This is a genomic window from Pseudomonas sp. F01002, from assembly GCF_004402115.1.
GTDB classification, from domain to species: Bacteria; Pseudomonadota; Gammaproteobacteria; order Pseudomonadales; family Pseudomonadaceae; genus Aquipseudomonas; species Aquipseudomonas frigoris.
Genome location: NZ_SOPU01000011.1, coordinates 66,560 through 93,190, shown reverse-complemented (window position 1 = coordinate 93,190; position 26,631 = coordinate 66,560). Strand labels below are relative to the sequence as shown.

Genomic DNA, 26,631 nt, shown 5'->3' with positions numbered 1-26,631 from the left:
GCCCCCAGGCCCTGATGAGCGTCTGGTTCGTGTCAAAGATATCCAGCCAGCCAAAGTGGCGTGGTGGGTCGATGTTCAGTGAAAGGGAAAAACGACCCTTGCGGCCACTCCCGAAGTGCACGGCGATAGGCCTGCAACTCGGCGTATTGCTCGGTGGTCAGCGTCGTGCCACCGCCGTCCTCCAGTTCGTCCCTGTCGCGGGCGACCAAACTGTCGCTGGCCGATAACTGAGTATCGCGCCAAAGGCGCTCGGCCTTCGCTGCTTCCTCCGACACAAGAGGCGGTGTATCCACAAGAACGGGATAGCCATTATCGGCCCGCACCGAAATCAACTTCGGGGTTACTGCCAGTTGCTGCAGGAGCGAAACCCAGTACGCCTGTGGAATCTCAATGACATCGGAAGGAATATCCGACGTATTGATTCCTGGAACGTAAACACCGCAAGTACTCGCGCTAAACAAAACATTGAACTCGTTCATTTAGTAGCCCTTGGCAAAATACGTGACACCCCATCCGGCCCTGACAGAGCCACCCATGTCCCGAACCTTCAATCGGCAGCCCTGTTTCGTGGCTGTATTAGCCAACATGATGACCATCGCGCCATCACCGCCGACATGTGTAGCAACGACAGAAACAAAGGCGGTTGGAAACGAAATCGGAAAACTGACAAATACCTCCCCGTTGGCATCTGTCGTACCGTAACCCCATTGATCGATATTGCCGCTGGAGTACTTCTGGTAACCGGGGTTGCCGGTCATACCCGAGAACAACGGCGAATATCTCAGGCTGATCGTGCCACCTGCCAGACGCCACTGATTGTCCAGCTTGATGAACTCCGCCGTATCTCCCAGCCCCAGAATGATGGGGCCGGTCGCCCCGTTGGATAGCTTGATGATGTCCGCACCGCCAGCAGTCGTTACTGTCAGCGCTCCCGACCCGGCATTGATGACATGCAGGGTACTCGCATGCGCAATTCCGGTGGTCGCAGGTAACGTCGTCGTTATCGGTGCGGCACTGGAGAAGCTGGCAACTCCCCCCACATTGGACGCTGTCAGCGCAGTACCCACGCCATAAGACGCAAAACCTGAATATTGCAGCCCGCTACGGGTTACAAACTCAGTTGTTGCGACGGTATTGTCATTGTCGAATTGCGGGGCAGTGACAAACAGACCACTGCCCCGCAATGCTGTAAGAAGCTGATTATTGATCCCTTCCGCAGGAGTTATTCCAGCGGCCTGGATAACACTTACTACTTCCTGGGTTATTCCATTACCCCAACTTGCCGGAATTAAAGACCCAGGCGCACCTGTCACAGGGTCTTCATCGACAAACTTCCCATTCACCAACCCGGCGCTGGGTACACTTCTTGGATAATCCATTGCACTTTTCCTTGTGTAGAACTCAGGCTTGTTCCGCCGAGCCAGGCACAACAGGCCAAGTGATCTCACTGGGGAAACTGGCCTGTTGTTCGATGCGATTCAACTCCACGCTGTAGAGTTTCCATTCCAGCAATTGCAGTTGCTCTTCATGACTGGCATCGCCGATGTCTTCGGCGTATTGGAGGGGCGTAATGCGCACTACAGCGTCACGAAGAAGAGTATCGCGTTGGGCGAGAATAACTTTTTTGAGATCCATCAACCGGGCCGCTTCATCGACTTGCCACGCGTTATCGATCCACCTGTGAAAACCGCCCGGCCACGGCTGCGCGGTAAAACCTTCCGGCAACTCTCCCAACGTTGTCCAGGTTTCCCTGAGACCCGTGTCGGTGCAATAGACATCACCGCGAAAGTCAGCTTGCTGTTGCAAGGCACCCTTGACATAAGCCCAGGCAAATCCGCCGGGCGGTGGAGAAAGTTCGATACTCAATGCCATAGCATTGCTCGGCAGTTGCACGCCGACACCCGGCACGACCGGAAACTCGACAGGCCCGGACAGCGCACCGCTGTCGTCCATAAGATAATTGAACATGTGTACCTCAGATCAGTTTGATACGGCCGGGATAAGCGATGTTTCGCGGGCGGGTTTCTCCCGAAAAATTGCCGATGTTGCCGATGTAGGTATCGGAATCGAACGCCGGATTGGGGTACGTCGTTGCGATCGTTCCACTGGTTGGGTAAAAATTGACGTCACTTGAAACATTCCAGATGCCATCCGGAATCGCAGGTGCCGGACGAAAGGAAGAACCCGTACTGGTTGGCAGATAGTGGTTATGGCTTTGTAGGGAATGCCCCTGAAGGCTGCCCGCTGCGCGCCCGACATCCAGACCTCTGGACTCATCAAGCACACGCAGAAACTCGCCACGCACTTCCGGAATGCGAAAGTTCAGCGCGCCATCGCCACTGGTCCATCCGCCCTCCCTGCCCGCGCGACCGGCTTCGGTAATCAGTGCCCCGGACGACAGGGCGAAGTCCCACAGCCAGGGCCATTCGCTGCGCAACAACAGACTGCCATTCAGCGCGCCATAACCGCCCGGACTGATCAGCACAGTCGTGTCCAACACCTGCCGCCCGAGAGGGGTGGCATCATGCCGCCCGACCGGCCACCAGTTGCCATCACCAGTACTGCGCAAATGCCACCAGTCACCGCTTCCCATCAATACCAGAAAGGGATAGCCGGACGGCGAGAGTTGGGTATGGAATCGAATGCGATCCGTGCCGACGGCCCGGACGACAAGGCGATTGCCGCTGTTATCCAAGCGACGCAGAATGACGTCGCGCACACCAAGTCCGGCATCGGCCGCGGGCAGAGTGACCGTCATGGCACCGGGGCTGCCGTCGATCAGCACCAAACCGAGTTCTTGCTCACTCAGTGGCTTGGATGTACTGAGCCGAGTCACCACCGAACGGGTCGGGCTGGACCTGCCGACAATCGCCTGAATGGCCTTGAGCAACTGGCTGGTATCCACTTCAGAGGCAACCAGTCCGCCGCCTTCGATCACACTCACAATCTCTTGGGTAACGTTGTTGCCCCAGACAGCCGGAATCAACGATCCCGGCGTCCCGGCCACGGGGTTTTCATCGACAAACCGGCCATTGACCAGCCCGACGCTGGGGACGCTTTTTGGATAATCCATACGTCTTTCGTTCCTCAGAAATAACAAATGGTCCGTGTCGACGCAGTTAGCGGTGCAATAGCGCCCACGGTTTTTCAAGAAAGAAAAAGGCCCACAAGTACGTGGGCCTGAACAGGGGAATTGAATGGCGTTTGTCTAGTCAGCCAGACCGCTGACGAACTCACGAATAGCCACCAATGCTTCATCGCCAGCGCTGCGGGCCAGATCTATCTTGCCCTTGACCGCATGCGCGCGGATTTGCATTTTGGCCTTGAGGCGCAAGGTGCGCAGGGTCAGCAGATTGTCGCTGAGCTGTGCGGCTTTGCTCAGGATCTGCTCAGCGGCCTGCTTGGCCGTCCGGCCTTTAACGACCCATGCGGAGACGGCCATCGGCACATCCTTTTTCGGGTAGCCCACGTCCTTGTAGGCCTGGGCGGCAACGGCGGCCTGGGCATATTCCATTGCTTTGAGTGGATCACCGGCCAGAGCAGTGCGTGCTTTGTCTGCAGCGGCATCGACTTTGGCGCACAGGCGTTCGGTTTCCTGTTGTTCCAGCTGGGCGACTTTCGCGGCGTCCAGAAACCATTTGTCACCGTCCCAATCATGGGCGGCAGAAGGCTGTGCAGGACGTAGTCCGTCCTCGAACTGATGAAGCTCTTGAATAACGTTCATCGAATCAACTCCCAAGAAAGACTGACATTGACTGCCGCCGAGAAGTTGACCGCGATTCCAGTGGCGTAATCAGACACGGGGTGGTTCTTGATCCCCATACTGAACAGCAATTCATCGCTGACGGCGCTGGTCGAACCGAGCATGTGTTCGGCCTGATAGGACTGCCACAACGAGCGCAATTGCGAATGGTCGAAACTGGCGGTCAGGGTCGTGACCGTGGCGTCGTTGACAAAGTTATTGGTAAAGATCACGCACGGCATCGGGTTCGTCCAACCACCATCGTGATTGGAACTGGTGGTCAGCGCCGGTGAGAGAAAGCAGTAGTTGCCGCCAACCCAACCCGTTGGCGCAAACGACACCCCGGAGATCTCCGTCGCCGAAGGTGTCGGGTTCCCCACCACCAGACGTGCCGCCCGGGCATGAGGATCCAGAGGCAGGTAAACCACACCGTTGCCGTTGACGGTTTGCGTCCATGCCAACCGGTTACGGTTGTAGATCGGCCTGATGACCGGCACGGAACCCGGCGCCGCCGTCACCACCCAGGCAATGCAGATGTCCAGCGATGTGGACTGAAAACCGCCCCCCGCCCCGCCATTGACAGTGCCCTTCAAACCTTCGGGCGCGGCGTCATAGATTGTTCCTCGTTGCATGTAGAAGGTCAGCACACCACCGATCACCTGCGCCCGCAGAAAGTAGCTGGAGGTCGGCAACAAATCCGCACTGCTCCATGCTTGGGTGGTAAACGTCCGCGCCCTGCCCAACTGCCCCGCGACGACTTCCTGGCCAATGCTGACCAACACCCCCGCCGGAATCGACACCCGGCCCCCGCTGGTCGAAACTGCCGCCAGAGTCACTGGCAAACGCCCATCCGCCGTCGCCACGGTGGCCGGCGGCAGCGAGCCGATCGGCAATGCCGAATCCAGATTCCAGCCCTTGGCCGATACGCTCTGGATGGCTTGTAGCAGTTGATCGAATCTGGTCTCGTCCGGAGTCAGATCCCCGGCCTTGATGACATTAATGATTTCCTGCGTCACCCCATTTCCCCAGTCCGCCGGAATCAACGACCCCGGCGTCCCGGTCAACGGGTTCTCATCCACAAACTTCCCATTCACCAACCCGGCGCTGGGCACACTTTTCGGATAATCCATTCCTCTACTCCCTAGTCATAATTGATGTGCACCTTTGTATGCGCCGGTGCGCTGCGATGGATCTGGCATTCCAGCGCAGAACCCGGGTTCATGCCGAAGCGCTCTCCCCAGTAACTCGCGCCGAAACGTCGGCCCAGCAGCAGGCGGCCACCGGTGTTGAGCGTCCACATGAAATGCGCCTGCCATGTTCCGAAGTGCGCCTGGCCAAACCGGGCCCGCCCCATTCGCGGGACTTCAAGCTCGGTGATGGTGGCGTTCGGATAACCTTGGCTCTTGGCAATTTCGACGTAGTAGCTGATGGCTTGGCTGCCAACAGCGAGCAGTCGCCGGCGCACGGCAAGTCGACGGTCATCGAACAGTGGCGTTGCGCCCAGGCACGGGTCGGGCAGGTTCATCACCCGCTCCCAATCCGGCACCAGTTCGCTGACGCCGGCCGGGTCCATTTCGTTGAGCAGGTCGGCGGCGCGAGCGTCGAGGCGGGCCAGTTCCTGGGCGACGCCTTCAAGGACTTCTTCGAGTTCCGGGACCCGCTCGGGGTCCCACGCGGGACCGCTGGGTAGCAGGCTGCGCAGTTGGGCCTGGTATTGCGCGGCGGTTCTGATCACTGCCATACGCAACCTCCGAAGGTCAGCAACTGGTTGCTCGCAGCATCGACGTCGGCGGTAGGCGACTTGAGATCGTGATCACTTTCACCGGTCGCGCTGCTGATGGCTTCACGGATGTGACTCACCAGCAAGGTGTCGCCCAGGCCGCCTTCGCGGTTATGCAGATCGCGCAGTTGCGCCTCAACGGCAGCGCGTACGGCCGTGGTGTCGGGCTTCAGGCTCAGTCGGTAAACGACCGGTACTTGTACCGGTGGCAGCACACGCAACTCGGCGGTGACCGGGCGCAGAGGTTCGATGTAGGCCTGGACTTCAGCCAGTTGCTCGGGATTGGGGACGGGTTGCGCATCGTCGTCCCGCATGATGTACAGACTGACAATGCCGGGGCCGGGATAGCTGCCGCGACACCATGCACGGGTCACTCCCGGACATTCGAGCGCCCAGGTTTCGTAGTCTTGCGCCGAACCACCGTGAGGAATGATCCGGTAAGAACGAATCACCCGGGACCGCAGGGATTCCAGACTTTCCCGAGCGATACCGCCGGTCAACCCCGGCGCCAGCACCGTGAAGCTGTTGCCGATAATGCCCAGAATCGGCTGCACCGGAATCAGCGTCATGCCGGCGTCGGCATTCCCGAGGCTGCCGGCGTCGAGGGCGGCGATGGTGGTGCTGTTCAAGCCATTGCTGGTGGTGCGGTCGGAAGTGACTTTGTAAATGCGACCGTCGTTCGATTGCAGCAGCGTATCGCCGTCCAGCACAGCGCCAGCGCTGGCGGTAAAGCTGACGCTACCACTGGCCGATTGTGCGGCTTTGCGCGGCTGGTTCAGACGCAGGGCGGCGATCCGTTCCAGGGTCGACTCATCGGCCTTGTCCGGGAGGATCTGCTCGGCGATCCAGTTCAGATAGCCATACAGGCCATAGGCGGCGCCACCGAGGGTGCGGGCCAGCACTTGAGCATCGGACTGGCGCAGAGAATCGCTGGCCAGGTCGCTTTGGGTGCGCTTGATCAGCACCGGCAGCGAAGGGGTTTCAAACGGCATAGATCACCTGCCAACTGTTATCAGGGTTGATGTCCAGGCGCTCGCCGTCGGCCAGGGTCAGGACCGTGCGCAGGTTCAGGCGCTGGGCGTCGAGGCGTTCGCTGATGATGTCGATGGCGCTGCAATGGCCGTCGTCGATCAGCCATTGCAAGGCTTCGCGGGCATAGAACTCGGCGTCCATCTGGGTCTGTCGGGTCAGCTTGACCCGTCGCAGCAGCCACAGGCGTGAGCCGATACGGTCGTCCGCGACCGTAGGAAAGGTGTCACCCCACCAGCCGAAACGTTCTTCGTCATCGAGGGCATCGTCATCGGCGGCGCGGCGCCAGGTGAACAGGCTGATCAGCACTGAACGGGTCAGTGCGGCGTGGAGATTTTGGCTGATGAACATCACTGGCCTCCCGCCGGCACGCCGGTCTGGCCGTTGCCCGCCTGCACGCCGATGTGCACGTGCTTGATCTGGCTGATGCCACCGGCAATCTGATCGCCTTGCGAGACGATCTTGCCGGTCTGGGTCAGGGTCGGTGTGTCGATGTTTACGGCGGCGCTGGCGCGGATGTTCAGGGTGGCGGTTTCGATATCGATGATCCGTCCACGCTTGAAGTGGATCTTGTCGCCTTCGTCGGTGTAGATCGCGACTTCGCCCTGGGCCAGTGCCTTGAGGCGATAGCGGCGGTCGGCGACCACCAGCACGATGGCGTGAGAGCGATCACCGCCCAGAAACGTGGCGATGCCTTCAGCGCCGGCCAGCGGATTGCTGGTGAAACCGTAGGGTTCGAAGTGCTCCATGTCGTCATTCACTTCGCCGGCGGTGAGGCGCATTTGCAGGGATTGAAGCTTGGTAGCCGAGTTGGCGAGCACGACAGTGCCGCGCGCCAGGAGGCGTGTCAGTAGGCTCATTGGGTTTCCTCAGGAGTCGGGCCAAACACAGAACACTGTGGGAGCGGGCTTGCCCGCGATGGCGGTGAATCTGTCAGATAGATGTCGAATCAACCGCCGTCTTCGCGGGCAAGCCCGCTCCCACAGGTTTAGTGTCAACCTCAGGTTTTCTTGGGTGGCGCCGGATTTGCATCGAATGTGTAAGGCGGCGCCACTTGCAGCGTGGTGACCGAGCCCTGTTCGGACAGCGAGTAAGTCACCTTGGAGATCAGCATGTCGTGGTCAAAACCCAATACTTTGTCGATCACCCGCACCAAGGTGTTGTGCTTCCACAAATCACCGTTGGACTGCCGCCAGCCTTGTACCCGATAGGTCGTGGTGCCAGCCTTTCCGACGCGAATACCGCTTTCCCAATCGGCACGTTGCTGCGCCAGTTCCGGGGTCAATTGCGCGCTTTCGCTGATCACGGTGATCCGCTTGCGCCCGATAATCGGGTCGGTGGAAACCCCGGACACTTCGCTCACGGCCGCACCGCTCTTCTCGTCGCCGCCCTTGTGCTGACCGATCACCCGGTACTCGGAGAACACCTGACTGAAGTCCATCGGCGCGTTGGCCGACAGAATGTTCTTGCCCAGCTCAAGCACATCACTGGCTCGCCCACCGCTGCCCGGTCGGGCCAGTACCACCCGACCTTCGGCGTCATCGGTGGAAAACACCCGAAACAGCGTGAGCAAGCGGTCGATCGATTGAAAGACCGTTTCCCCCGGCACGATGGTGTGGCTGCCGAGTCGCGCGGTTTCGGGGATTTCACTGACCACTTTCCCGGCATAAGGCGAGGCCAGCGCTTCGACGATGCTGAGTAACGATTGCTGATGCCATTGGTTGGGCGTGTTGATCGCGGCGCAGTCCACCAGGTCCTGAGACTTCGAACTGCCTTCGATGCTCAGGCTGATCTGCCGCCCGTCATAGCTGATCGGCGCCTTGAACACATACCCGCTGAGCACCAGGTCGCAGCCGATTCGCACTTGGCACGGCGCCCCCGGGCGGATCGGGCGGTCGACCGTCTGCCCCGGCCATTGCCAGGTGATGTCGAGCTTGAAGGTGCGGAACTGACGCTCGAGATCCGCAGTGATTTCAACGCTTTTCCAGCCGCCATACTCCAGACCGTCAACGGCCAGCAACACGCGGTTGTCGAGTTCATTCATGGTCTATTCCCCCAGGACTTTGATGTCGTCCAGCGGGAGAAAACCCGGATGAATAATGCCGTTGCGCTGTAGTACTTCAGCGATTCGCGTGGCGTCTCCACTTTGCTGATAGATCACGACCAGCCCCGGAAGGCTTTGCTTGAAAGACTTGCTGACCAGTCGAACGCCGGACGATGCGACCGCCTTCAAATGCGCCCGGAGCGCCTGGCGCAGATTGCTCATCGCCAGATAGTGCGCGGGGTCCGCCTTGGCCTCGGGCAGCTTGAACACTTCCTCAAGTGCCGCACGCAGGGCGTCTAAATCGTCGACCACCGGAACGTCCTGGTGCGTGGTCGGTTGCACAGCCTGATGCCCGACCGGCAGGTTGGTAACCCGCTTGACTGCCTGCGAAGCCACCGGCATCGACGCGACCCACTGGGCCACTTGCACAATCAAGGTGTCTTGCACCAGGTTGGTCAGCGCCTGGGCCGCGGCGGTGGTGTCCTTGCCAGTGGTCAGCTTCGGCGCGTCGGCCTTCTTGATGGCTTCGACCTGTTGGGAGACGTTGGCAATCACGCCACGATAACCTTCACGGGCGAAGTCCTTTAGTTCGTTGATGTCGCCGATCAGTCCCTTGAATTCCGCTGCCACGTCCTTGGGCAGTTCCTTGACGGCTTTGACCAGATCGCTGATCTGCTGGTACTCATCGATCAACGGCTGAAGGTGCTGCTGAATCACCTCGTAAGCCTCCTTGATGCTGTTGCGCAGGTTGGCAATGCCGATCCGCGCCGCCTTGATCAAGGTCATCGCGTCTTCGAAGCGCTTCACCGCGGAGCCCAGCAGGCTGTCGGCCGACACCAGCAATAACTTCTGCGTGCTGACCGCCGCCGTCGGAAACGGCACCGGTTGATCGGGGTAAAACTTCAGCGTAAAGGTCACCAGCCCGCCGTCCTGGCGGGTGTGGGTCATGTCGCATTCGCCGACCTTGACCTGCAGACGTCCGAGCCACGGGTGAACCAGTTCACCACTGCCCTGCTCCAGCGCCTTGAGCAGCTTGTCGCGCTGCTCCAGGCAATCGGGGCCGACGATAAATGCGGTCAAATCGTGAATCTTCGCCTGCAGGCCAAGGCCCTCGAAATACGGCAGATCGCGCTGCGGGTACTCGTGCAACTGGCCCTTTTGGCCGACCGGGTTTTTCGCCTGATCGACCCAGAACTGGACGCCGCGAAACGACGCCGGCATCAAACGATCACGCCAGCTCATTGGAACCTCCAAGGGACAATGTGCGGTAGCCGATGCGCGAATTGAGCGCCAGCGCCGGTTGATTGGTTTGCGGCTGATCGGTGCGCATGCCGGCCGGCGCATTTTCGAAGCGCACGGTCAGGCCGCCTTCGAGTTGTGTGCGGCTGTTGGCGGCGCTTTGCTGAATCAGGGCGCTGGAGTTTTGTGTCAGGGAGCCAGGCTGCATCGAGGGTTTGTGCGGCAGATTGCCGGGCAGCACTGACAGGCTTTGTGGTTGCTCTGGGTCCGCGCCAAAAAACGCCGGCGCAAACTTACCGTTGCCTTCGGCATTGGTTTTTTCTTGAGCCTCGGTCAGTCCTTCGACCTTGCCGGTCACGCTGGTGACAAGGCTGCCGAAACCACCGGCAAAGAATTCCTTGATCGGCGCCACGACCTCTTGCAGCTTGTCCCACCATTGGCTGAACCATTCGGTGATCGGCTCCCAACGCTTTTTGATCTCTTCCAGCGGAAACCAGTCAAACAGGCTGCGCAGCGTGTCATACATCACCAGTGCCGGGGCCTTGATGCTGTCCCAGATCCCGGAAAACAGTTCGGTGAGCGCGCCCCAACCAGCGATGATCATCTCCCGCGGCGACCAGTCGAACAGGCCGTGCAGAACGTCCATGACCGGCACCGACAGCGCTCTGAGCAAGTCCCAGATGGCCGAGAACAGACCTGTCAACGGAGTCCAGTTGCTGATGATCAAACCCAGTGGCGACCAGGAAAAAAGCGTCTGGAAAAAACCGATTACCGGCGTGGCCGCCGCTTTGATGACGTCCCAGATCGCCGCGAACACGGCGGTGATCGGTCCCCAATGGCTGATGATTTGTCCCAGCGGCGTGAACGCAAACATCGTCCTGAAGAACTCGACCATGGGCATCACGACCGGAGAAATCTTTTGCCAGAGCCCGGCGAAGAACGCCGAAATGGGTGTCCAGTTGGCTACGATCAAACCGGCTGCCAGGGCGATGCCCGTGGCAATTAAAACGATGGGATGGGTCTTGAGCACCATGCTCATCAGATCGAACACTTGGGTCGCGCCGGTCACGGCGGTTTGCATCGCCGAAAACGCAATGGCACCGGCCGCCAGTCCCTCGACCAGCTTCGGGTTGTCATTGAGCAGATTGCCAAAGCCAATGAGCAGCGGCTGAAGCCCTGCCGTGACGGTCGCGACGGCGGGTTGTAAAGCGGTGTTTGCGGCACCCGACACCTGCTCCAGCGACCGACTGAACACATTCAGGGTTTGCGCAGCGGTGGTCGGCACGCTCGGCACATCGACACCTTTGGCGGCCTCATTGACCTCGGTCAATTGGCCCTTGAACGCAGCGGACGCCTTGATCCCGTCCACGAAGGGTGTGATCACGCTGCCGCCCTTGAACAGACCGCTGATATCCAGCTTGCCCAGCCCCGTCTGTTCAAGATGTGTTCTGAAGCCCTCGATCCTCGCTCGAAGGCCGGCGAGCTTGGGGGTCAGTTCATCGATCCCCGTCAGCCGGACCGACTTTTTATCTTCCTTTTCCATGTCTGCCATCACTGCACCTGCTGCATCGCATTGATCCGTTGCGCATGCTCCAGCGATTCGCGGAGCACATCCAAAGGCCTGGCCATCATCTGTTCGGGGTCAACCTTCCAGAACCAGGCCAGGTCATAGGCGACTGAAATCAGGTCGGTGATGGCTCCGACGCCGCACTCATGAAAAAACTCGCGACAGCCCAGCTCAGCGCGTTGAGGTCAGCCAGATCCAACTGATTGACCGACGACGGCGGGATGCCGGCGCACACGGCGATGTATTTGGCCGCGACGTCCATGTCGAGGCTGACTTCTTCGCTCTTGTCGATCTTGTACGGCAGCGCCTTGATCGCTCGAACTTCCTGCACCGTTGGACGGCGCAGGTTGAGTTCGGTCAAGGGCTCGCCGTGAGCTTCGATCGCAACCTGAAGCTTCACGGCGCCAGTCATTGCCAGGTCCCCTTGATGCCTTCGAACTTCAGTTCGATGGTGGCGTCATCGCCTTTCGATACCGGCTCTTCCACCAGGTAGGCGCCGGCCAGTACGTAGACTTTGCCGTTGCTGAATTCGCAGGTGACGGTCATGTCGGAACCGGCGATCAGTTGCTTGAGCGGGAAGTCCGCGGTGTGCAGCGCCGTCACTTTGAACGACGGGGAAATGTCAGTTTCCTTGTAGAAACCCGGTACGACGGTTTCCCGTTTCACAGCCATCAACGGCGCTTCGCAGCCGCCATTGATAGTCAGTTGAGCGCCGTCCACTTTGACGTAGCAGGTGCCCGCAATCAGTTGACCCATGGTGTTTCTCCCTTCAAATAAAAAGCCCACGCGAGGTGGGCTGAAATCACACAGTCAAAGGCAGCGATCAGGCTGCGTCGTCGTACTGCAGACGGAATTGGTTGAGCAGCGCGAACACGCGCAGACCGTTGATGTAATCCGGCGGGAACAGCACGTTGACCCGGCTCGGGTCCTGCACGTCGCGCTCGACGATCAAGTGCTCGGCAAACAGCTCGGCGTTTTCTACGTGACCTTCCAGTTCGAGCTTGGCGTACTGGGCGATCAGCTCACCGCGAATAGTGCTCGGGGTCACGATCGGCTGGCCGGCGCCGAAACGGGTGCCGTCAGAGGCCAGTTTGTGGCGACCGTATTTGCTGGTGATCACACTTTGCAGACGACGCACGATGAACGCCGACTGGTGCATGGTTTCACTGTCCAGGTAGGAACTGTCTGCCTGGCCGTAGGCGTTCTTCTGATAGGTGGTAATCGAACGCTGAATGCGCACGTAGCCGCCTTCGTAGTACGCGGTGGCGATCCCGTAGTTGAGCAGCGACTGACGCTCGGTCAGGGTGAAACGCTCGCTGGCCGGTGCCGGGTCGAGACCTGGCAGGCTGCCGCTTTGGGTCGGACGGCTGGCGTCGGCGGAGATGAACACCGACGTGCGCGCAGCGAGTGCAGCGGCCTGAACCCAGAATGGTTGTGGTACGCCTGGTTCCAGCGACTGGATGGTCATGTGCTGATCGTTACGCGCCTGGCCGGCAGCGACCAAAGTACCGATGGTGCCGCGCTTGGCGCTGTAGACATGACCGAACAATTGCTTGGCCCACGACCAACGACCGGTGCTGTCATCCATGACGGCTTGCCAGGTGTTGAGGGTCGACAGGTCCGACCATGGCATGCAGATGAACTCGAACGGCTCATCGCCCAGCGCCGCTACCGCAGCGACCTGATCCGGCACACCGGCGCCGCCGGTCATGGCGGTGATGGCCGTGGTCAGGCCGGCCGGAGTTTCTTCGCCGTTGCTCTTGCCCAGGCGATTGAATTGCAGGCTGATGTCGTTACCGCTGTCGCCAGTCCATTTGGCGCTCAGGGTCACGATACCTTCTACGGCTGCTGCGCTGACCGGCAGATCTGCCGAGGCGTTGATTCTCAGCGCCAGCGCGGCAGCCGCCTGAGCTGCCGTGGCGCCGTTGACGATGGCAGCTTGAACGCGAACGCCGCCGACGTACAGGTTGAGCACACCGCTCTGGGTCGCGGCACCGGTCAGGCTCAGCACACCTTTGGCGATGCTGCCTTCGGTGTTGTGCAGCGGCAGGCACCAGATCTCGCCGATCGGGTCGGTCTTGCGCCAGGTTTCATACATCGAGGCGAGCATCGAGCCTTGACCGCCAATGCTTTTGGACAGCGCGACGCTGGACACCAACACCAGTTTGCCAACCTCGGCCGGCGCAATGTTGTCGTTGACCTGAGCGACGATCAAACGGCGCATGGCCGACGACGCGCTATTGGCGGCCGAATTGTCCATTTCTGCGTAGAACAGCGGAACACGAATGTCCGCGGGGATGTTGCTGAATCCGATCGCCATTATTTGGCTCCCTGTGGTTTCGCCGCTTTCACGGCTTTGGTAGTGATATCGCCATCGGCCAGACGTCGACGCCACCAGGCGTTGTCCGGCACTTCACGGCCCTCGAGGGGCAACAGATCGCCCGCTTCCGGGTCCGGCACGGCGCGGCCTGGGGCCGGCAGCACGGTGATGCGTTTGCTCATGGGGTTACGTCTCCAGAGAAAGTCAGTTCCAGGCGTCCGTCGGGGCCTGGGCGTTGCAGATTGGGGTCCGCCGGATCGATCGCATCGAGCCGCACGGTGACCCCGGTAAAGGACGACAAGCCATCCAGTTCACGTTCGTGCCAGCTCTCCGCAGGCTGACCAGGCAGATTGCGGCCGAGCTGGAACTCGGCATAAAAGCGCAGGCGGTACAGCACGCGGTTGCTGTTGATGGAGACCCGCTCGCCGCCGTCGTAGGCGATGGCGTCGTAATCACTGTCGGGCTTGAAACCCACCAGCGCCCGCCACAGTTCGGCCCGCAGGTCGTGCAACAGATCCAGCGCTTTTGTAGCGTCGGTGGTGTCAAGCACCAGGGTCACTTCGAAGCGATCGCGGATCGGTTGCAGGGTTTGGTTTTGCGCAACGCTTTTACTTGTCAGATCGGCGAGCGGTACGACATAGGCGCAAGGGGTTTGCAGCGGATTGCTGGCTTGTAGCGTGTCAAGGTCGATGCCGGCAGCCACGCGACCGGCGAGGGTTGGGCAGTGATCACGCAGTTGGGTGACCAGTGGGGTGATCTTCATGGTGTTTTCACCGGGCAATAAAAAACCCGCTTGTTGGCGGGTTTGAGTGAAAGGTACTGGCCTTGGGAAACCCGCGTCCTTGCGGGTCGGATGCTGGTCGGCTCCGCTGCTCGCCATTCCATTGGGCTTTGTGTTCAGTGGTCCTGGCGGGTATCTCGCGGCGGCACTTCGCAAACGCCAATCCGCTTGGCTGCCCAACGTTCATAAAGGCCAATGGCAACATCTGCCCCGGCCATCGCCGTAAGGCAACCGAACGCGCAAGCCGTCCAGATCGACACGCCGGCGGCATACAGCAGCATGATGGCCGAGACCCCGCAGACCATGCAGGCCCCGGATCGCAAGGCCAGACGCCGCAGCAATGACCAGCCGCGGGCGCCCTCCTTGTCGGCGCGCCACATTTCGCCGGACACCCCGCCCACCAGGGCGAGGACGATGACGAGCCAGATCGGCATGTCCAGCAACGCTTGTTGCTCGTTTGTCATGTCACGCCTCCTGGGGATCGATGAGATGCGCCTCTCGGAAATGAGCCGCCTGGTTTTGATCGACGAAGAACTACAGCTTTTCAACGATCACGTTGTCGATGAAAGCGAAGTTGACGTACGGGTTCTGCTCGTTGGAAAAGGCCAGGGTTGTTTGATTCGTGGTAGCAGTGAAGTCATAAGTCACGGTATTCCACTCGACGACGCCACCCTTGACCGTTGGTGTGTTGAAGAGCGCGGTCTGACCGGCCACTTTCACTTGCACGACACCATCGCCGGATCGGTTGGCGTACATCGAATTGCCCATGCTGAAAGTCAATCGGTACTTGGCCCCTATCACGGTGGCAAAGTTCTGCTGAATCCCGCCACCATTGCTGTAAACGTTGTTAGCCAGATCGACGATCACTGCGCCTTCCGCTGCCGCAGATCCAGGGATCGAAGCGCGCATGTTGAAATACTCGGCACCCGACAGAAAGGTCGTCCAGCCCGTGATGAAGTTGGCTTTCACCGTCGTGTCCAGCACGCAGCTGTCGCTGCAGCCGGGTTGTTCAAAGCTGCCGTTGACCAGGAGGTTCGCCGCGGTGGCACTGCCAGCAAGGCCGACAAGGGCCAAAGCCAACATCAGCGGGGCAATGATTTTCTTGAGTCCGTTCATGGTTTTACCTATTAAGTGGAATGTCTTGATTGCGCAACGGTCGCTGCACAGTCGATCCCCAATGGGGGGTTGATATACCTGACGGTAGACAGGCATTCCAAAAAGCCCGGTCGCCCAGGCTTTTCAGTAATGCGGTCCTTCGCGTTGACCTTTCGGCGCTACTGGCGCGGTACGGATCGATTCAAATTGTTTTTCCGACCGCGGTCCCTGCCCGCCGGATAACTGCTTGTGGTGCTTTACGCTGCACACCCGGGTCAGTTGCCAACCCTCTGAACCGTTGAGGCCGGTTCATCGCTGCCTTTGTGGTGGAACTAAAGAGCTTCGTTTCGAGCTGCCTTGTTGAGCTGCTTGAGACAAAGAATATGCATGGATGCATATACAGTCAATGCATAAACGCATTTATTTATGCGCTGAAAATGCATTGGCGCATGAAAGCCCCGCAGGCAAAGGCGCTGACGGCTTTCGGCAGGCGAAAAAAAACCCGCTCGGTGGCGGGTTTTATCTGACAATGTTGAGGTTAACGGGCGTACATGCCCCACCAGAAGACGTGACCGAGGATGACAATCTGCTCTTCCTGGATTTCCTGAAAGGTGTAGTCCTCGTCCGGATGTTCATCGCGATTGAAGCTGCGCAGGCGTATCCCGGTAGGCAGGCGATAAAGCTGTTTCACCCGCAGCTGGCCGTTATGGTTGATGGCATAAAGGTCGCCATCCACGATATCGCCGATCCCACACTTGCCGGCATTAACGCCGACGGTGGCGCCGTCGCGCAGTACGGGCAACATACTGTTGCCGCGCACCGTCACGCATTTGGCCTGGTCGAATTGAACGCCGTTGTGGCGCAGACTCCGCTTGCCGAAGCGCAGGCTAGAGCGTTCGCTCTCTTCGATGACGAACCTTCCTGATCCTGCAGCCAATTCAACCTCGCGAAGAAAGGGGACTGATACCTCGTCATCATCGACGGGCGTATCGTCGTCCCACAGACTTATGTCCTTGAGTTCCGAATGCAATTGATCGCGCCCGGTGCTGGCTGCCGGCGCGACATCCGCACGGCCCCGCAACTGGTCGGTGCTCACGGCGAAGTACTCGGCGATCTTCGAGATGTGTTTATCCGAGGGATCGACGATCTTCCCGCCGAGGATCCGCGAGAGAGTGGATTGAGGCACGCCGGTGCGACGGTGAAGCTCCGTGGGGGAGATCCCGTGCTGATCGAGCAGCGCTCTTAAGACGGTAGAAACATTGCGTTTTTGCATAAAGCGCATAGTGCTTGTTCTTTTCGCGGAAGACAAATGCCAAATTGCATAAATTGCGCATATGCCGTGCATAGACAGAAGAAATGTATCGCAGGGCTTTCATGCCTGCGTCGGGTGGACCGCCCATGTTAACCTTGCGCCCATCGCGGAAAAGCCGGGCCGATGCCCCTCCTTTGCCCTACTCCTTTCAACGAATTTGCCTGATTATCCGATGAATAAAGCGCTCTCCGATCTGTCCTCCCACACGCCAATGATGCAGCAGTACTGGCGCCTGAAAAACCAGCACCCAGACCAGCTGATGTTCTATCGCATGGGCGACTTCTACGAGATCTTCTACGAAGACGCGAAGAAAGCCGCCAAATTGCTGGACATCACCCTGACCGCCCGTGGGCAGTCGGCAGGTCAGGCGATTCCCATGTGTGGGATTCCTTACCACGCCGCGGAAGGTTACCTGGCGAAACTGGTCAAGCTCGGCGAGTCGGTGGTGATCTGTGAGCAGGTCGGCGACCCGGCGACCAGCAAGGGCCCGGTGGATCGTCAGGTGGTGCGGATCATCACGCCCGGCACGGTCAGCGATGAAGCGCTGCTGGATGAGCGTCGGGATAACCTGATCGCGGCGGTGCTGGGTGACGAGCGTCTGTTCGGCCTGGCGGTGCTGGATATCACCAGCGGCAACTTCACCGTGTTGGAGATCAAGGGTTGGGAAAACCTGTTGGCAGAACTGGAGCGCGTTAATCCGGTGGAGCTGATGATCCCGGACGACTGGCCGAAGGATCTGCCGGCGGAGAAACGTCGTGGGGTTCGTCGCCGTGCGCCGTGGGATTTTGAACGTGATTCGGCACTGAAAAGTCTCTGCCAACAATTCTCGACCCAAGACCTGAAAGGCTTCGGCTGCGAGAACCTGACCCTGGCCATCGGCGCCGCCGGTTGCCTGCTCAGCTACGCCAAGGAAACCCAGCGCACCGCCCTGCCCCATTTGCGCAGCCTGCGTCATGAACGCCTGGACGACACCGTGGTGCTGGACGGCGCGAGCCGTCGCAACCTGGAACTGGACACTAACCTGGCTGGCGGTCGCGACAACACGTTGCAATCGGTGGTCGATCGCTGCCAGACCGCCATGGGCAGCCGTCTGCTGACCCGCTGGCTGAACCGTCCGCTGCGGGATTTGACCGTATTGCTGGCGCGCCAGACCTCGATTACCTGCCTGCTCGACGGTTACCGCTTCGAGAAACTGCAACCGCAGCTCAAGGAGATCGGCGACATCGAGCGGATCCTGGCGCGGATCGGCCTGCGCAATGCCCGTCCTCGTGACCTGGCTCGCCTACGCGATGCGCTCGGTGCCTTGCCTGAGTTGCAAGTGGCAATGACTGAGCTGGAAGCTCCGCACATCATTCAACTGGCGAAGACCACCAGCACCTACCCGGACCTGGCGGCCCTGCTGGAAAAAGCCATCATCGACAACCCACCGGCTGTCATTCGTGACGGCGGCGTGTTGAAAACCGGTTACGACGCCGAGTTGGACGATTTGCAATCGCTCAGCGAGAACGCCGGGCAGTTCCTGATCGACCTCGAAGCACGCGAGAAGGCCCGTACCGGTCTGTCGCACCTGAAAGTCGGTTACAACCGCATTCATGGCTACTTCATCGAGTTGCCAAGCAAGCAGGCTGAGTCGGCGCCGGCAGACTATATCCGTCGCCAGACGCTGAAAGGTGCCGAGCGCTTCATTACGCCGGAATTGAAGGCGTTCGAAGACAAGGCGCTGTCAGCGAAGAGCCGCGCCCTGGCGCGCGAGAAGATGCTCTACGAAGCACTGCTCGAAGATTTGATCGCCCAGTTGCCACCGCTACAAGACACCGCCGCGGCACTGGCCGAGCTGGATGTGCTGAGCAACCTTGCCGAACGCGCGCTGAACCTCGATCTGAACTGCCCGCGCTTCGTCAGTGAGCCGTGCATGCGCATCAGCCAGGGTCGTCACCCGGTGGTCGAGCAAGTGCTGACCACGCCGTTCGTGGCCAACGACCTGAGCCTCGACGACAACACCCGCATGCTGGTGATCACCGGTCCGAACATGGGCGGTAAATCCACCTACATGCGCCAGACCGCTCTGATCGTGCTGCTGGCACACATCGGCAGCTTCGTGCCGGCAGCCAGTTGCGAGTTGTCTCTGGTGGACCGGATCTTTACCCGGATCGGTTCCAGCGATGACCTGGCCGGCGGGCGCTCGACCTTCATGGTCGAAATGAGCGAAACCGCGAACATTCTGCACAACGCCACCGAGCGCAGCCTGGTGTTGATGGACGAAGTCGGTCGCGGCACCAGCACCTTTGACGGTCTGTCCCTGGCGTGGGCTGCCGCCGAGCGCCTGGCGCATCTGCGAGCTTACACGCTGTTCGCAACCCACTACTTCGAGCTGACCGTATTGCCGGAAGCCCAACCGCTGGTGGCGAACGTCCACCTCAACGCTACCGAGCACAACGAACGCATCGTGTTCCTGCACCACGTGCTGCCAGGGCCTGCCAGCCAGAGCTACGGCCTTGCGGTTGCGCAGTTGGCCGGTGTGCCGAGCGAAGTGATCGTGCGCGCTCGCGAACACCTGGGCCGGTTGGAAGCGACCGCCCTGCCTCATGAAGTCCCCAAGACGGCCAAAGGCAAACCGGCCGCGCCGCAGCAGAGCGACATGTTCGCCAGCCTGCCGCATCCGGTGCTGGATGATCTGGCCAAACTTGATCTGGACGACATGACACCGCGTCGGGCGCTAGAAATGCTCTATACACTAAAGACACGGATCTAACGCACTTGCCTGCAAGCTGTTAGAATCTCGCGCGGTTTGGGATGCTGCTGGCTTATAGCCTGACCAGCAGACTATCGCTCCCAAACCTGGCGACCCCAACGTGAAGGGGCTCCGCTGCCGCCGCCTGAGGAGAAAATTAGAAATGACCTTCGTCGTCACCGACAACTGCATCAAGTGCAAGTACACCGACTGCGTAGAAGTCTGTCCGGTGGACTGCTTTTACGAAGGCCCGAACTTCCTGGTGATTCACCCGGATGAGTGCATCGACTGCGCACTGTGCGAACCAGAATGCCCTGCCGTGGCCATCTTCTCCGAAGATGAAGTCCCGGAAGACATGCAGCAATTCATTCAGCTGAACGTTGAGCTGGCGGAAATCTGGCCCAACATCACCGAGAAGAAAGAATCGTTGCCCGATGCCGAAGAGTGGGATGGCGTCAAAGGCAAGATCAAAGATCTCGAACGCTGATCACCCCCGAGTTCTCGAAAAGGCCCCTTGTGGGCCTTTTTGCTTTTCTGCAGGCAAAAAAAGGGGCGGTTTGACCCGCCCACATTTTTTCCCTATTCCCTGTGTTCCTTTTCATCGTCCTGATGAATCGCTTCCTGCGATGTCCTTTCCCCTCATCCTTGAAGGGCGTGTCTGTCCGTCGACACAGTTCAGATACTAGAGAGTTCCCTACCAAGAGCAATCACCCCCGTTAGCTGAAACTGGCTGTCACTAGCTATTAATCTTAAAAAATAAGCATATAAATCAATTATTTAATCATCTCTCACGTAGGAATATGTACGGCTGCTACCCATGGAATTAGCGAACACTTACGAAAGAGTAAGCAAACACTTACAGCGAGAGACTACAAAGCAGATGTGATTACGGAGGGAACTCCCAGCCTGTTTCCCAGGTAATAAAAAACCCCGAACCAGTCGGGGCTTTATAGGGCTTACTCAGCAAATTGCTTATTGAAACAGCGACTCGCTCGACAGGCCATTCTTCTCGAGAATCTCCCGAAGACGCTTCAGGCCTTCAACCTGAATCTGTCTGACCCGCTCCCGGGTCAGGCCAATCTCCAGGCCTACATCTTCAAGCGTGCTGCTCTCGTGACCGCGCAGGCCGAAGCGGCGTATCACCACTTCGCGTTGCTTGTCGGTCAGCTCCGAGAGCCATTGATCGATGCTCTGGGACAGGTCGTCATCCTGCAACAGTTCACATGGATCGGTTGGACGGTCATCGGTAAGGGTGTCCAGCAGGGTTTTATCCGAATCCGGACCCAGCGAGACGTCGACCGAAGAAACCCGCTCGTTCAGGCCGAGCATGCGCTTGACCTCTCCCACTGGTTTTTCCAGCAGGTTGGCAATTTCTTCGGGCGAGGGTTCGTGATCGAGTTTTTGCGTCAGCTCCCGTGCAGCCCGCAGGTACACGTTGAGCTCTTTGACCACATGAATCGGCAACCGGATGGTCCGGGTCTGATTCATGATCGCGCGCTCGATGGTCTGACGAATCCACCAGGTCGCGTAGGTCGAAAAGCGGAAGCCGCGTTCGGGGTCGAACTTCTCTACTGCCCGGATAAGCCCGAGGTTGCCCTCTTCGATCAGGTCCAGCAGCGACAGGCCACGATTGACGTAACGCCGGGCGATTTTCACCACCAGCCGCAGGTTACTTTCAATCATGCGTTTGCGCCCAGCCGGATCTCCACTTTGCGACAAGCGCGCAAAATGAACTTCTTCTTCGGGGGACAGCAGAGGGGAAAATCCAATCTCATTGAGGTACAGCTGCGTGGCATCGAGTGCACGCGTGTAGTCAATGTACTTGTGTTGCTTTAACGAGGCGGAGTGTTTGGATTTGGCACGAACGGAAGGTGGAGCAGCCCCTTCATCATTCGACATCGAATCCGTACCGATGCCGGTCTCCATCAGGAGAACCTCATCGTCGATGTCAAACTCCGGCACTTCTTTACTGAGAGCCATTGTTATAGTCCTTTGGTGAGTTCGACCTCAGGCTCAAGCGGCGCCTTTATCCTTGGCAACGCTGGAGCCTGTTCCCTCTACGCGACGGAACAGGCTGGAAAGCGATCAACGACGTGGAAGGAATTGCAGCGGATCTACAGGTTTACCTTGTCGGCGAATCTCAAAATGCAGCTTCACCCGGTCTGTACCTGTTGACCCCATTTCGGCAATTGTCTGTCCGACTTTGACCTGCTGCCCCTCCCGAACCAACAGCCTGCGGTTATGTCCGTAGGCACTTACGTAGGTATCGCTGTGTTTGATGATGACTAATTCGCCGTAGCCCCTTAAGCCACTCCCCGCGTATACCACCGTCCCATCAGACGCAGCTAAAACAGGCTGTCCCAAATCCCCAGCGATATCAATTCCTTTATTCAAACTGCCGTTTGAAGAGAATTTTCCAATAAGAATGCCATTAGATGGCCACCCCCAGCCGGTCGGGGCCGGACCGGCAGGAGGCATCGTAGCAGGAGTCGGCTTGCTGGCGACGGACGGTGCAACCACTGCTGTGCTCGTAGTTGCGCCATTCGCCTGGCGCCGGATAACCGTGGTTTTCAGCGACGAAGAAGGCGTTGAATCGGTGGCGCTGACCACCGGCGTCGGCGTTGAGCCGGTGCGACCGTCAAAGCGAATCGTCTGACCCGGATGGATCGTATAAGGCGTAGGAATGTTGTTGCGTGCAGCGAGGGCTTTGTAGTCCCAGCCGTAGCGAAAGGCAATGGAGAACAAGGTGTCTTTAGGTCGAACGACGTATTGACCCGTGGTCACTGCCGGACGCTGCGCGACGGCGTTATTGCGATCGACGACGCGTACATCACTCGACTTGTTGCTGGAGCAACCGACCAGCAAGGTGCTCAAGACAAGGCCAGTCACCAGGCGCTGAAAGCTCGTTTTACCCATTCGCTGCGCAATGACTGTGAGACTCACCCGCCGCTCCCTTTGTGGTGGCTGAAAATGTGGATTGCCGTGTTCCGGCATGAAATGTCGCAAGTATAACGGGCCGTGCAGGCTTTACCTTTAATGAAGCGAAATGGCTTCGCGCACACGTTTGCTGCCTGACGATGAACCCCGTTTAACTGATCGATGCCGCTGTAAGACAGGAGCAATCGAAGAGAATTCAGCGCGCTGAAACAAATGCTCAGGCGAGCGGCCCATTGAGTAACGGGACGAAGCGAACAGCCCCCAGAACACGCCTGGAAAAGCCCTGCTCTTCCCGGATGATCAGCATCAATTGTTGAACCTCACCCGATCCGACCGGGATCACCAGCCGCCCTCCCGGCGCCAATTGATCAAGCAGCGCCTGAGGTACATCGGTCGCCACCGCGGTCACGATAATGCCGTTGTACGGCGCCAGCGCCGGCCAGCCTTCCCAACCATCACCCCAGCGGAAAACCACGTTGCGCAGGTTCAGTTCCACCAGGCGTTCCTTGGCCCGATCCTGCAGAACCTTGATGCGCTCGACGGAAAATACTCGCTCGACCAGTTGCGACAACACCGCAGTCTGGTAGCCCGAGCCGGTGCCGATTTCCATCACCTTGTCGAGAGGACCTGCCTCCAGCAGCAGCTCGCTCATGCGAGCCACCATATAAGGCTGCGAGATGGTCTGGTTATTGCCGATCGGCAGCGCCGTGTCTTCGTAGGCACGGTGAGCCAGCGCCTCGTCGACGAACAGGTGACGCGGTGTACGGCGAATGACTTCCAGCACCTTGGCGTTGCAAATTCCCTCTTCATACAGGCGCTGAATAAGGCGCTCACGGGTCCGTTGTGAGGTCATCCCGATGCCGCGACGCAGAATATCGTCTTGTTCACGAGCCATTAGTTCAGCCCCTCCAGCCAGCCATCGAGACTTCTGAAGGCATCATTAAAGGTGCGATCCAGTTGCAGTGGGGTGATTGAAACATAGCCTTGCATCACCGCATGAAAGTCGGTGCCCGGGCCGCCGTCTTCGGCATCCCCCGCCGCCGCAATCCAGTAACCGGATTTACCGCGCGGATCGACCACTTTCATCGGCGCTGCAGCACGTGCGCGATGTCCGAGGCGGGTCAGCTGAATACCGCGGATGTGATCCAGCGGCAAATTGGGAATGTTCACGTTCAGTACCGTACGCGGTGGCAGTTCAAGGTCCGCGTGAGCCTCTACCAGTTTGCGCGCAAAGTACGCAGCTGTGGGAAGGTTCTCCACTTGCCGTGAGACCAACGAAAAGGCAAACGAAGGCCGCGCCAGGAAACGTCCCTCAAGGGCCGCCGCCACGGTGCCGGAATACAACACGTCATCACCCAGGTTGGCACCCAGGTTGATGCCCGAAACCACCATGTCCGGCTCGCGCTCCAGCAAGCCATTGAGGCCCAGGTGCACGCAATCGGTCGGTGTGCCATTGAGGCTGATAAAGCCGTTGGCCAGGGTTTGCGGGTGTAACGGACGGTCGAGCGTCAGCGAGCTGCTGGCGCCGCTTTTGTCTTGGTCCGGGGCGATAACCACGCATTCGGTGTAATCCGCCAGCGCAGCATAAAGCGCGGCGAGACCGGGTGCGGTTACCCCATCGTCGTTAGAAATCAGAATACGCATGGGCTGTCCGTCTGCCCCACCGGCACCAGATCAACGAGCTCGCGCACCAATACGGTGGCGAAGCATCCGGCCGGGAGGACGAATTCCAGTTGCAGAATGTCAGGCTCGGGATAATGCCACGTCAACCCACCAATGGGCAGCCGCAGGATGCGACGTTCGTGGCTCATACCGGCGTTAATCAACCAATCACGCAAGTCCGCTTCGCGAGTGGCGATTGCCTGCTCCAGTTCATGGACAGCGCCAGTGGCCGGCGAGTCACCTTCGCCCCACTGCGGACCGGTCGGGTGCAGATCGAGAATCGCCAGACGCGGGTCGCTGCACTCGGCTTCACCTGCCGGAAAGAAGCTGCGGCTGTCGGTGAAGGCCAGCAAATCGCCAACCTGGGCACGCTGCCAGCTGCCATCGGCGATACGCGCCGCCAACACCTGATTAAACAGAAAACTGCGCGCCGTAGAGAGCAGACGCGAACGCACGTTGCGCTGTTCCGGCAAGGCTTTACGCGCCGCCCAGGCACGGGCATCGACCACGTTACCGCCGTCAAACCCAAAACGCTGGGCGCCGAAATAATTGGGAATACCTTGCTTGGCGATCAGTTGCAGTCGCTCGTCGATCGCCGCTTTGTCGCCAGCGAATTGCGTCAGTCGCAATGTGAAGCCATTGGCCGAGTGAGCACCGCGTTGCAGCTTGCGTTTGTGTCGGCCGGTCTTGAGGATCTTCAGCGTATCGTTTTCCGCCGCCGACAGATCAGGATCAGCCTTGCCCGGCAGCTGCACGCTGAACCACTGGCGAGTCAGCGCCTGACGATCCTTGAGGCCCGCGTAGCTGACGGTGCGCAACGGCACCCCCGCCGCCTTGGCGATCCGCCGTGCCGCTTCTTCGGTATTCAGACCGCGTTTTTCCACCCAGATCCACAAGTGTTCGCCGTCGCCACTGAGGGGGATGTTGAGGACTTCATCGACCTGAAAATCTTCCGCAGTGGCTTTCAGTACCGCGGTGCCGAGGGCTTGGCCATAAGCCCGCGGGCCGAGCAATTGCAGTTCGTTCATGCGCGCAGCAACAAGGCAACGGAATGCACGGCAATGCCTTCTTCGCGACCGACAAAGCCGAGCTTTTCGGTGGTGGTAGCTTTCACGTTCACTTGATCCAACTCAACTTGAAGATCCGCGGCAATCAGCGCGCGCATCGATTCGATATGCGGGGCCATTTTCGGCGCCTGGGCGACGATGGTGTTATCGACGTTGCCGACTTTCCAGCCCTTGGCGTGGATCAGTGCGACGACATGACGCAACAGCACACGGCTGTCGGCGCCCTTGAATGTCGGGTCGGTGTCCGGAAAATGTTTGCCGATATCACCCAGCGCAGCGGCGCCGAGCAAGGCATCGCTCAAGGCGTGCAGCAGGACGTCACCGTCGGAGTGAGCGAGCAGCCCGAAGCCGTGTGCAATGCGCACGCCGCCCAGAGTAATGAAATCGCCTTCAGCGAAACGGTGCACATCATAGCCGTGGCCAATACGCATAAAAAAACGCCCCGATTTTTGTCAGGGCGTGATTCTACCTGCATTAGGCGCCTAGGGCGCGTGCGTGATGCTGCAAGTGGTCATCAATGAAGCTTGCGATGAAGAAATAGCTGTGGTCGTAGCCGGGTTGCAAGCGCAACGTCAGCGGATGACCGGCCAGTTTGGCAGCCTGTTGCAACGCTTCAGGCTTGAGCTGGGTGGCCAGGAAATCGTCGCGATCACCTTGGTCGACCAGCAGCGGCAACTTCTCGTTTGCTTCGGCAATCAGGACGCAGGCATCCCACTCGCGCCATTTCGATCGGTCTTCCCCCAGGTAGCGGGAAAAGGCTTTCTGCCCCCAGGGACAGTCCATCGGATTGTTGATCGGCGAAAACGCCGACACCGACTGATAACGCTCCGGATTACGCAACGCGCAGACCAGCGCGCCGTGGCCGCCCATGGAATGACCGCTGATGCCGCGCTTGTCCGACGCCGGGAAATGGGCTTCGACCAATGCGGGCAATTCCTGCACGACATAGTCATGCATCCGATAGTGTCGCGACCACGGTTCCTGCGTGGCATTCAGATAAAACCCGGCACCGAGACCGAAGTCCCAGGCGCCATCCGGATCACCCGGCACATCAGGACCGCGAGGGCTGGTGTCCGGGGCAACGATGATCAGCCCCAGCTCGGCGGCCATGCGCATGGCGCCGGCCTTTTGCATGAAGTTTTCGTCGGTGCAGGTCAGGCCGGATAACCAATACAGCACCGGCAGTTTGCCGCCCTGCTCCGCTTGCGGCGGCAGGTACACGGCAAACACCATGTCGCAGCCGAGCACATCGGAGCGGTGCCGATAGCGTTTGTGCCAGCCGCCGAAGCTTTTCTGGCAGGAGATATTTTCCAGGCTCATGACCG

Annotated in this window: 30 protein-coding genes; 2 read left to right on the top strand and 28 right to left on the bottom strand. The window is 59.3% G+C overall.

The features are described from left to right. Positions 1 to 32: 32 nt before the first annotated feature. From E3W21_RS05935 to E3W21_RS05835, 21 genes are all read right to left on the bottom strand, one after another. Positions 33 to 479, bottom strand: coding sequence for a phage tail assembly chaperone (locus tag E3W21_RS05935; protein ID WP_134418775.1), 447 nt, complete (start codon positions 477 to 479; stop codon positions 33 to 35). After that, a complete protein-coding gene (locus E3W21_RS05930; RefSeq protein WP_134418774.1) occupies positions 480 to 1,379 on the bottom strand; it encodes a phage tail protein in 900 nt (299 codons plus the stop codon). 22 nt (positions 1,380 to 1,401) lie between these two features. After that, positions 1,402 to 1,968, bottom strand: a complete 567-nt coding sequence (locus tag E3W21_RS05925) for a tail fiber assembly protein (RefSeq protein WP_134418773.1) — start codon at positions 1,966 to 1,968, stop codon at positions 1,402 to 1,404. Between the two features lie 7 nt (positions 1,969 to 1,975). After that, positions 1,976 to 3,073 carry a phage tail protein gene (locus E3W21_RS05920; RefSeq protein WP_134418772.1) on the bottom strand — a complete coding sequence of 366 codons (1,098 nt, stop codon included), beginning with the start codon at positions 3,071 to 3,073 and terminating at the stop codon, positions 1,976 to 1,978. 135 nt (positions 3,074 to 3,208) lie between these two features. After that, a complete protein-coding gene (locus E3W21_RS05915) occupies positions 3,209 to 3,724 on the bottom strand; it encodes a phage tail protein (protein WP_134418771.1) in 516 nt (171 codons plus the stop codon). Further along, a complete protein-coding gene (locus E3W21_RS05910) occupies positions 3,721 to 4,872 on the bottom strand; it encodes a phage tail protein (protein WP_134418770.1) in 1,152 nt (383 codons plus the stop codon). Before E3W21_RS05910 ends, E3W21_RS05915 begins: the two co-directional genes overlap by 4 nt. Before the next feature lie 11 nt (positions 4,873 to 4,883). After that, on the bottom strand, positions 4,884 to 5,483 hold the full coding sequence (locus E3W21_RS05905) for a YmfQ family protein (protein WP_134418769.1): 600 nt from the start codon (positions 5,481 to 5,483) through the stop codon (positions 4,884 to 4,886). Further along, the gene (locus tag E3W21_RS05900; RefSeq protein WP_134418768.1) at positions 5,474 to 6,514 is read right to left on the bottom strand and encodes a baseplate J/gp47 family protein; all 1,041 of its coding nucleotides are present in this window, start codon (positions 6,512 to 6,514) and stop codon (positions 5,474 to 5,476) included. Before E3W21_RS05900 ends, E3W21_RS05905 begins: the two co-directional genes overlap by 10 nt. Further along, positions 6,504 to 6,902, bottom strand: coding sequence for a phage GP46 family protein (locus tag E3W21_RS05895; RefSeq protein WP_038979177.1), 399 nt, complete (start codon positions 6,900 to 6,902; stop codon positions 6,504 to 6,506). The genes E3W21_RS05900 and E3W21_RS05895 overlap by 11 nt, the downstream gene beginning before the upstream one ends. After that, a complete protein-coding gene (locus E3W21_RS05890) occupies positions 6,902 to 7,411 on the bottom strand; it encodes a phage baseplate assembly protein V (RefSeq protein WP_129441671.1) in 510 nt (169 codons plus the stop codon). Before E3W21_RS05890 ends, E3W21_RS05895 begins: the two co-directional genes overlap by 1 nt. Positions 7,412 to 7,551: 140 nt before the next feature. Beyond that, positions 7,552 to 8,595 carry a phage baseplate assembly protein gene (locus E3W21_RS05885; protein WP_134418767.1) on the bottom strand — a complete coding sequence of 348 codons (1,044 nt, stop codon included), beginning with the start codon at positions 8,593 to 8,595 and terminating at the stop codon, positions 7,552 to 7,554. A gap of 3 nt (positions 8,596 to 8,598) precedes the next feature. Next, positions 8,599 to 9,837, bottom strand: coding sequence for a DNA circularization protein (locus tag E3W21_RS05880; protein WP_134418766.1), 1,239 nt, complete (start codon positions 9,835 to 9,837; stop codon positions 8,599 to 8,601). Beyond that, positions 9,824 to 11,386 (bottom strand): phage tail protein, encoded by a 1,563-nt coding sequence (locus E3W21_RS05875; protein ID WP_134418765.1) that lies wholly within the window; start codon positions 11,384 to 11,386, stop codon positions 9,824 to 9,826. The genes E3W21_RS05880 and E3W21_RS05875 overlap by 14 nt, the downstream gene beginning before the upstream one ends. 130 nt (positions 11,387 to 11,516) lie before the next feature. Next, positions 11,517 to 11,813, bottom strand: coding sequence for a phage tail assembly protein (locus tag E3W21_RS05870; protein WP_046054588.1), 297 nt, complete (start codon positions 11,811 to 11,813; stop codon positions 11,517 to 11,519). Next, a complete protein-coding gene (locus E3W21_RS05865; RefSeq protein WP_129441663.1) occupies positions 11,810 to 12,157 on the bottom strand; it encodes a phage tail tube protein in 348 nt (115 codons plus the stop codon). Before E3W21_RS05865 ends, E3W21_RS05870 begins: the two co-directional genes overlap by 4 nt. A gap of 67 nt (positions 12,158 to 12,224) precedes the next feature. Continuing rightward, positions 12,225 to 13,721 carry a phage tail sheath subtilisin-like domain-containing protein gene (locus E3W21_RS05860; RefSeq protein ID WP_134418764.1) on the bottom strand — a complete coding sequence of 499 codons (1,497 nt, stop codon included), beginning with the start codon at positions 13,719 to 13,721 and terminating at the stop codon, positions 12,225 to 12,227. Further along, on the bottom strand, positions 13,721 to 13,903 hold the full coding sequence (locus E3W21_RS05855; RefSeq protein WP_003198311.1) for a DUF2635 domain-containing protein: 183 nt from the start codon (positions 13,901 to 13,903) through the stop codon (positions 13,721 to 13,723). The genes E3W21_RS05860 and E3W21_RS05855 overlap by 1 nt, the downstream gene beginning before the upstream one ends. Continuing rightward, on the bottom strand, positions 13,900 to 14,484 hold the full coding sequence (locus E3W21_RS05850) for a hypothetical protein (protein WP_134418763.1): 585 nt from the start codon (positions 14,482 to 14,484) through the stop codon (positions 13,900 to 13,902). Before E3W21_RS05850 ends, E3W21_RS05855 begins: the two co-directional genes overlap by 4 nt. A 134-nt stretch (positions 14,485 to 14,618) precedes the next feature. Continuing rightward, positions 14,619 to 14,966 (bottom strand): phage holin family protein, encoded by a 348-nt coding sequence (locus tag E3W21_RS05845; protein WP_056739181.1) that lies wholly within the window; start codon positions 14,964 to 14,966, stop codon positions 14,619 to 14,621. 70 nt (positions 14,967 to 15,036) lie between these two features. Beyond that, complete coding sequence (locus E3W21_RS05840) at positions 15,037 to 15,618, bottom strand: DUF642 domain-containing protein (protein WP_129441657.1); 582 nt, start codon at positions 15,616 to 15,618, stop codon at positions 15,037 to 15,039. Positions 15,619 to 16,135: 517 nt separating this feature from the next. Next, the gene (locus E3W21_RS05835) at positions 16,136 to 16,870 is read right to left on the bottom strand and encodes an XRE family transcriptional regulator (RefSeq protein ID WP_134418891.1); all 735 of its coding nucleotides are present in this window, start codon (positions 16,868 to 16,870) and stop codon (positions 16,136 to 16,138) included. Between the two features lie 211 nt (positions 16,871 to 17,081). On the opposite strand from E3W21_RS05835, the gene mutS reads away from it, so the two are divergent. Then, the gene (mutS, locus tag E3W21_RS05830; RefSeq protein WP_134418762.1) at positions 17,082 to 19,661 is read left to right on the top strand and encodes a DNA mismatch repair protein MutS; all 2,580 of its coding nucleotides are present in this window, start codon (positions 17,082 to 17,084) and stop codon (positions 19,659 to 19,661) included. A 142-nt stretch (positions 19,662 to 19,803) separates the two neighbouring features. Then, a complete protein-coding gene (gene fdxA, locus E3W21_RS05825; RefSeq protein WP_008154011.1) occupies positions 19,804 to 20,127 on the top strand; it encodes a ferredoxin FdxA in 324 nt (107 codons plus the stop codon). A gap of 485 nt (positions 20,128 to 20,612) precedes the next feature. On the opposite strand, the gene rpoS is transcribed toward fdxA, so the two are convergent. From rpoS to fghA, 7 genes are all read right to left on the bottom strand, one after another. Continuing rightward, on the bottom strand, positions 20,613 to 21,620 hold the full coding sequence (gene rpoS, locus E3W21_RS05820; RefSeq protein ID WP_008154012.1) for an RNA polymerase sigma factor RpoS: 1,008 nt from the start codon (positions 21,618 to 21,620) through the stop codon (positions 20,613 to 20,615). 105 nt (positions 21,621 to 21,725) lie between these two features. Beyond that, positions 21,726 to 22,583 carry a peptidoglycan DD-metalloendopeptidase family protein gene (locus E3W21_RS05815; RefSeq protein WP_134418761.1) on the bottom strand — a complete coding sequence of 286 codons (858 nt, stop codon included), beginning with the start codon at positions 22,581 to 22,583 and terminating at the stop codon, positions 21,726 to 21,728. A 211-nt stretch (positions 22,584 to 22,794) separates the two neighbouring features. After that, the gene (locus tag E3W21_RS05810; RefSeq protein WP_177327881.1) at positions 22,795 to 23,430 is read right to left on the bottom strand and encodes a protein-L-isoaspartate(D-aspartate) O-methyltransferase; all 636 of its coding nucleotides are present in this window, start codon (positions 23,428 to 23,430) and stop codon (positions 22,795 to 22,797) included. A gap of 41 nt (positions 23,431 to 23,471) precedes the next feature. Further along, positions 23,472 to 24,221, bottom strand: a complete 750-nt coding sequence (gene surE, locus E3W21_RS05805) for a 5'/3'-nucleotidase SurE (RefSeq protein WP_129441651.1) — start codon at positions 24,219 to 24,221, stop codon at positions 23,472 to 23,474. Next, the gene (gene truD, locus E3W21_RS05800; RefSeq protein ID WP_134418760.1) at positions 24,209 to 25,267 is read right to left on the bottom strand and encodes a tRNA pseudouridine(13) synthase TruD; all 1,059 of its coding nucleotides are present in this window, start codon (positions 25,265 to 25,267) and stop codon (positions 24,209 to 24,211) included. Before truD ends, surE begins: the two co-directional genes overlap by 13 nt. Beyond that, a complete protein-coding gene (gene ispF, locus E3W21_RS05795) occupies positions 25,264 to 25,737 on the bottom strand; it encodes a 2-C-methyl-D-erythritol 2,4-cyclodiphosphate synthase (protein ID WP_010462780.1) in 474 nt (157 codons plus the stop codon). The genes truD and ispF overlap by 4 nt, the downstream gene beginning before the upstream one ends. A gap of 43 nt (positions 25,738 to 25,780) precedes the next feature. Next, entirely contained in the window at positions 25,781 to 26,626 is an 846-nt protein-coding gene (gene fghA, locus E3W21_RS05790) for an S-formylglutathione hydrolase (RefSeq protein WP_134418759.1), read from the bottom strand. Between the last annotated feature and the right edge of the window lie 5 nt (positions 26,627 to 26,631).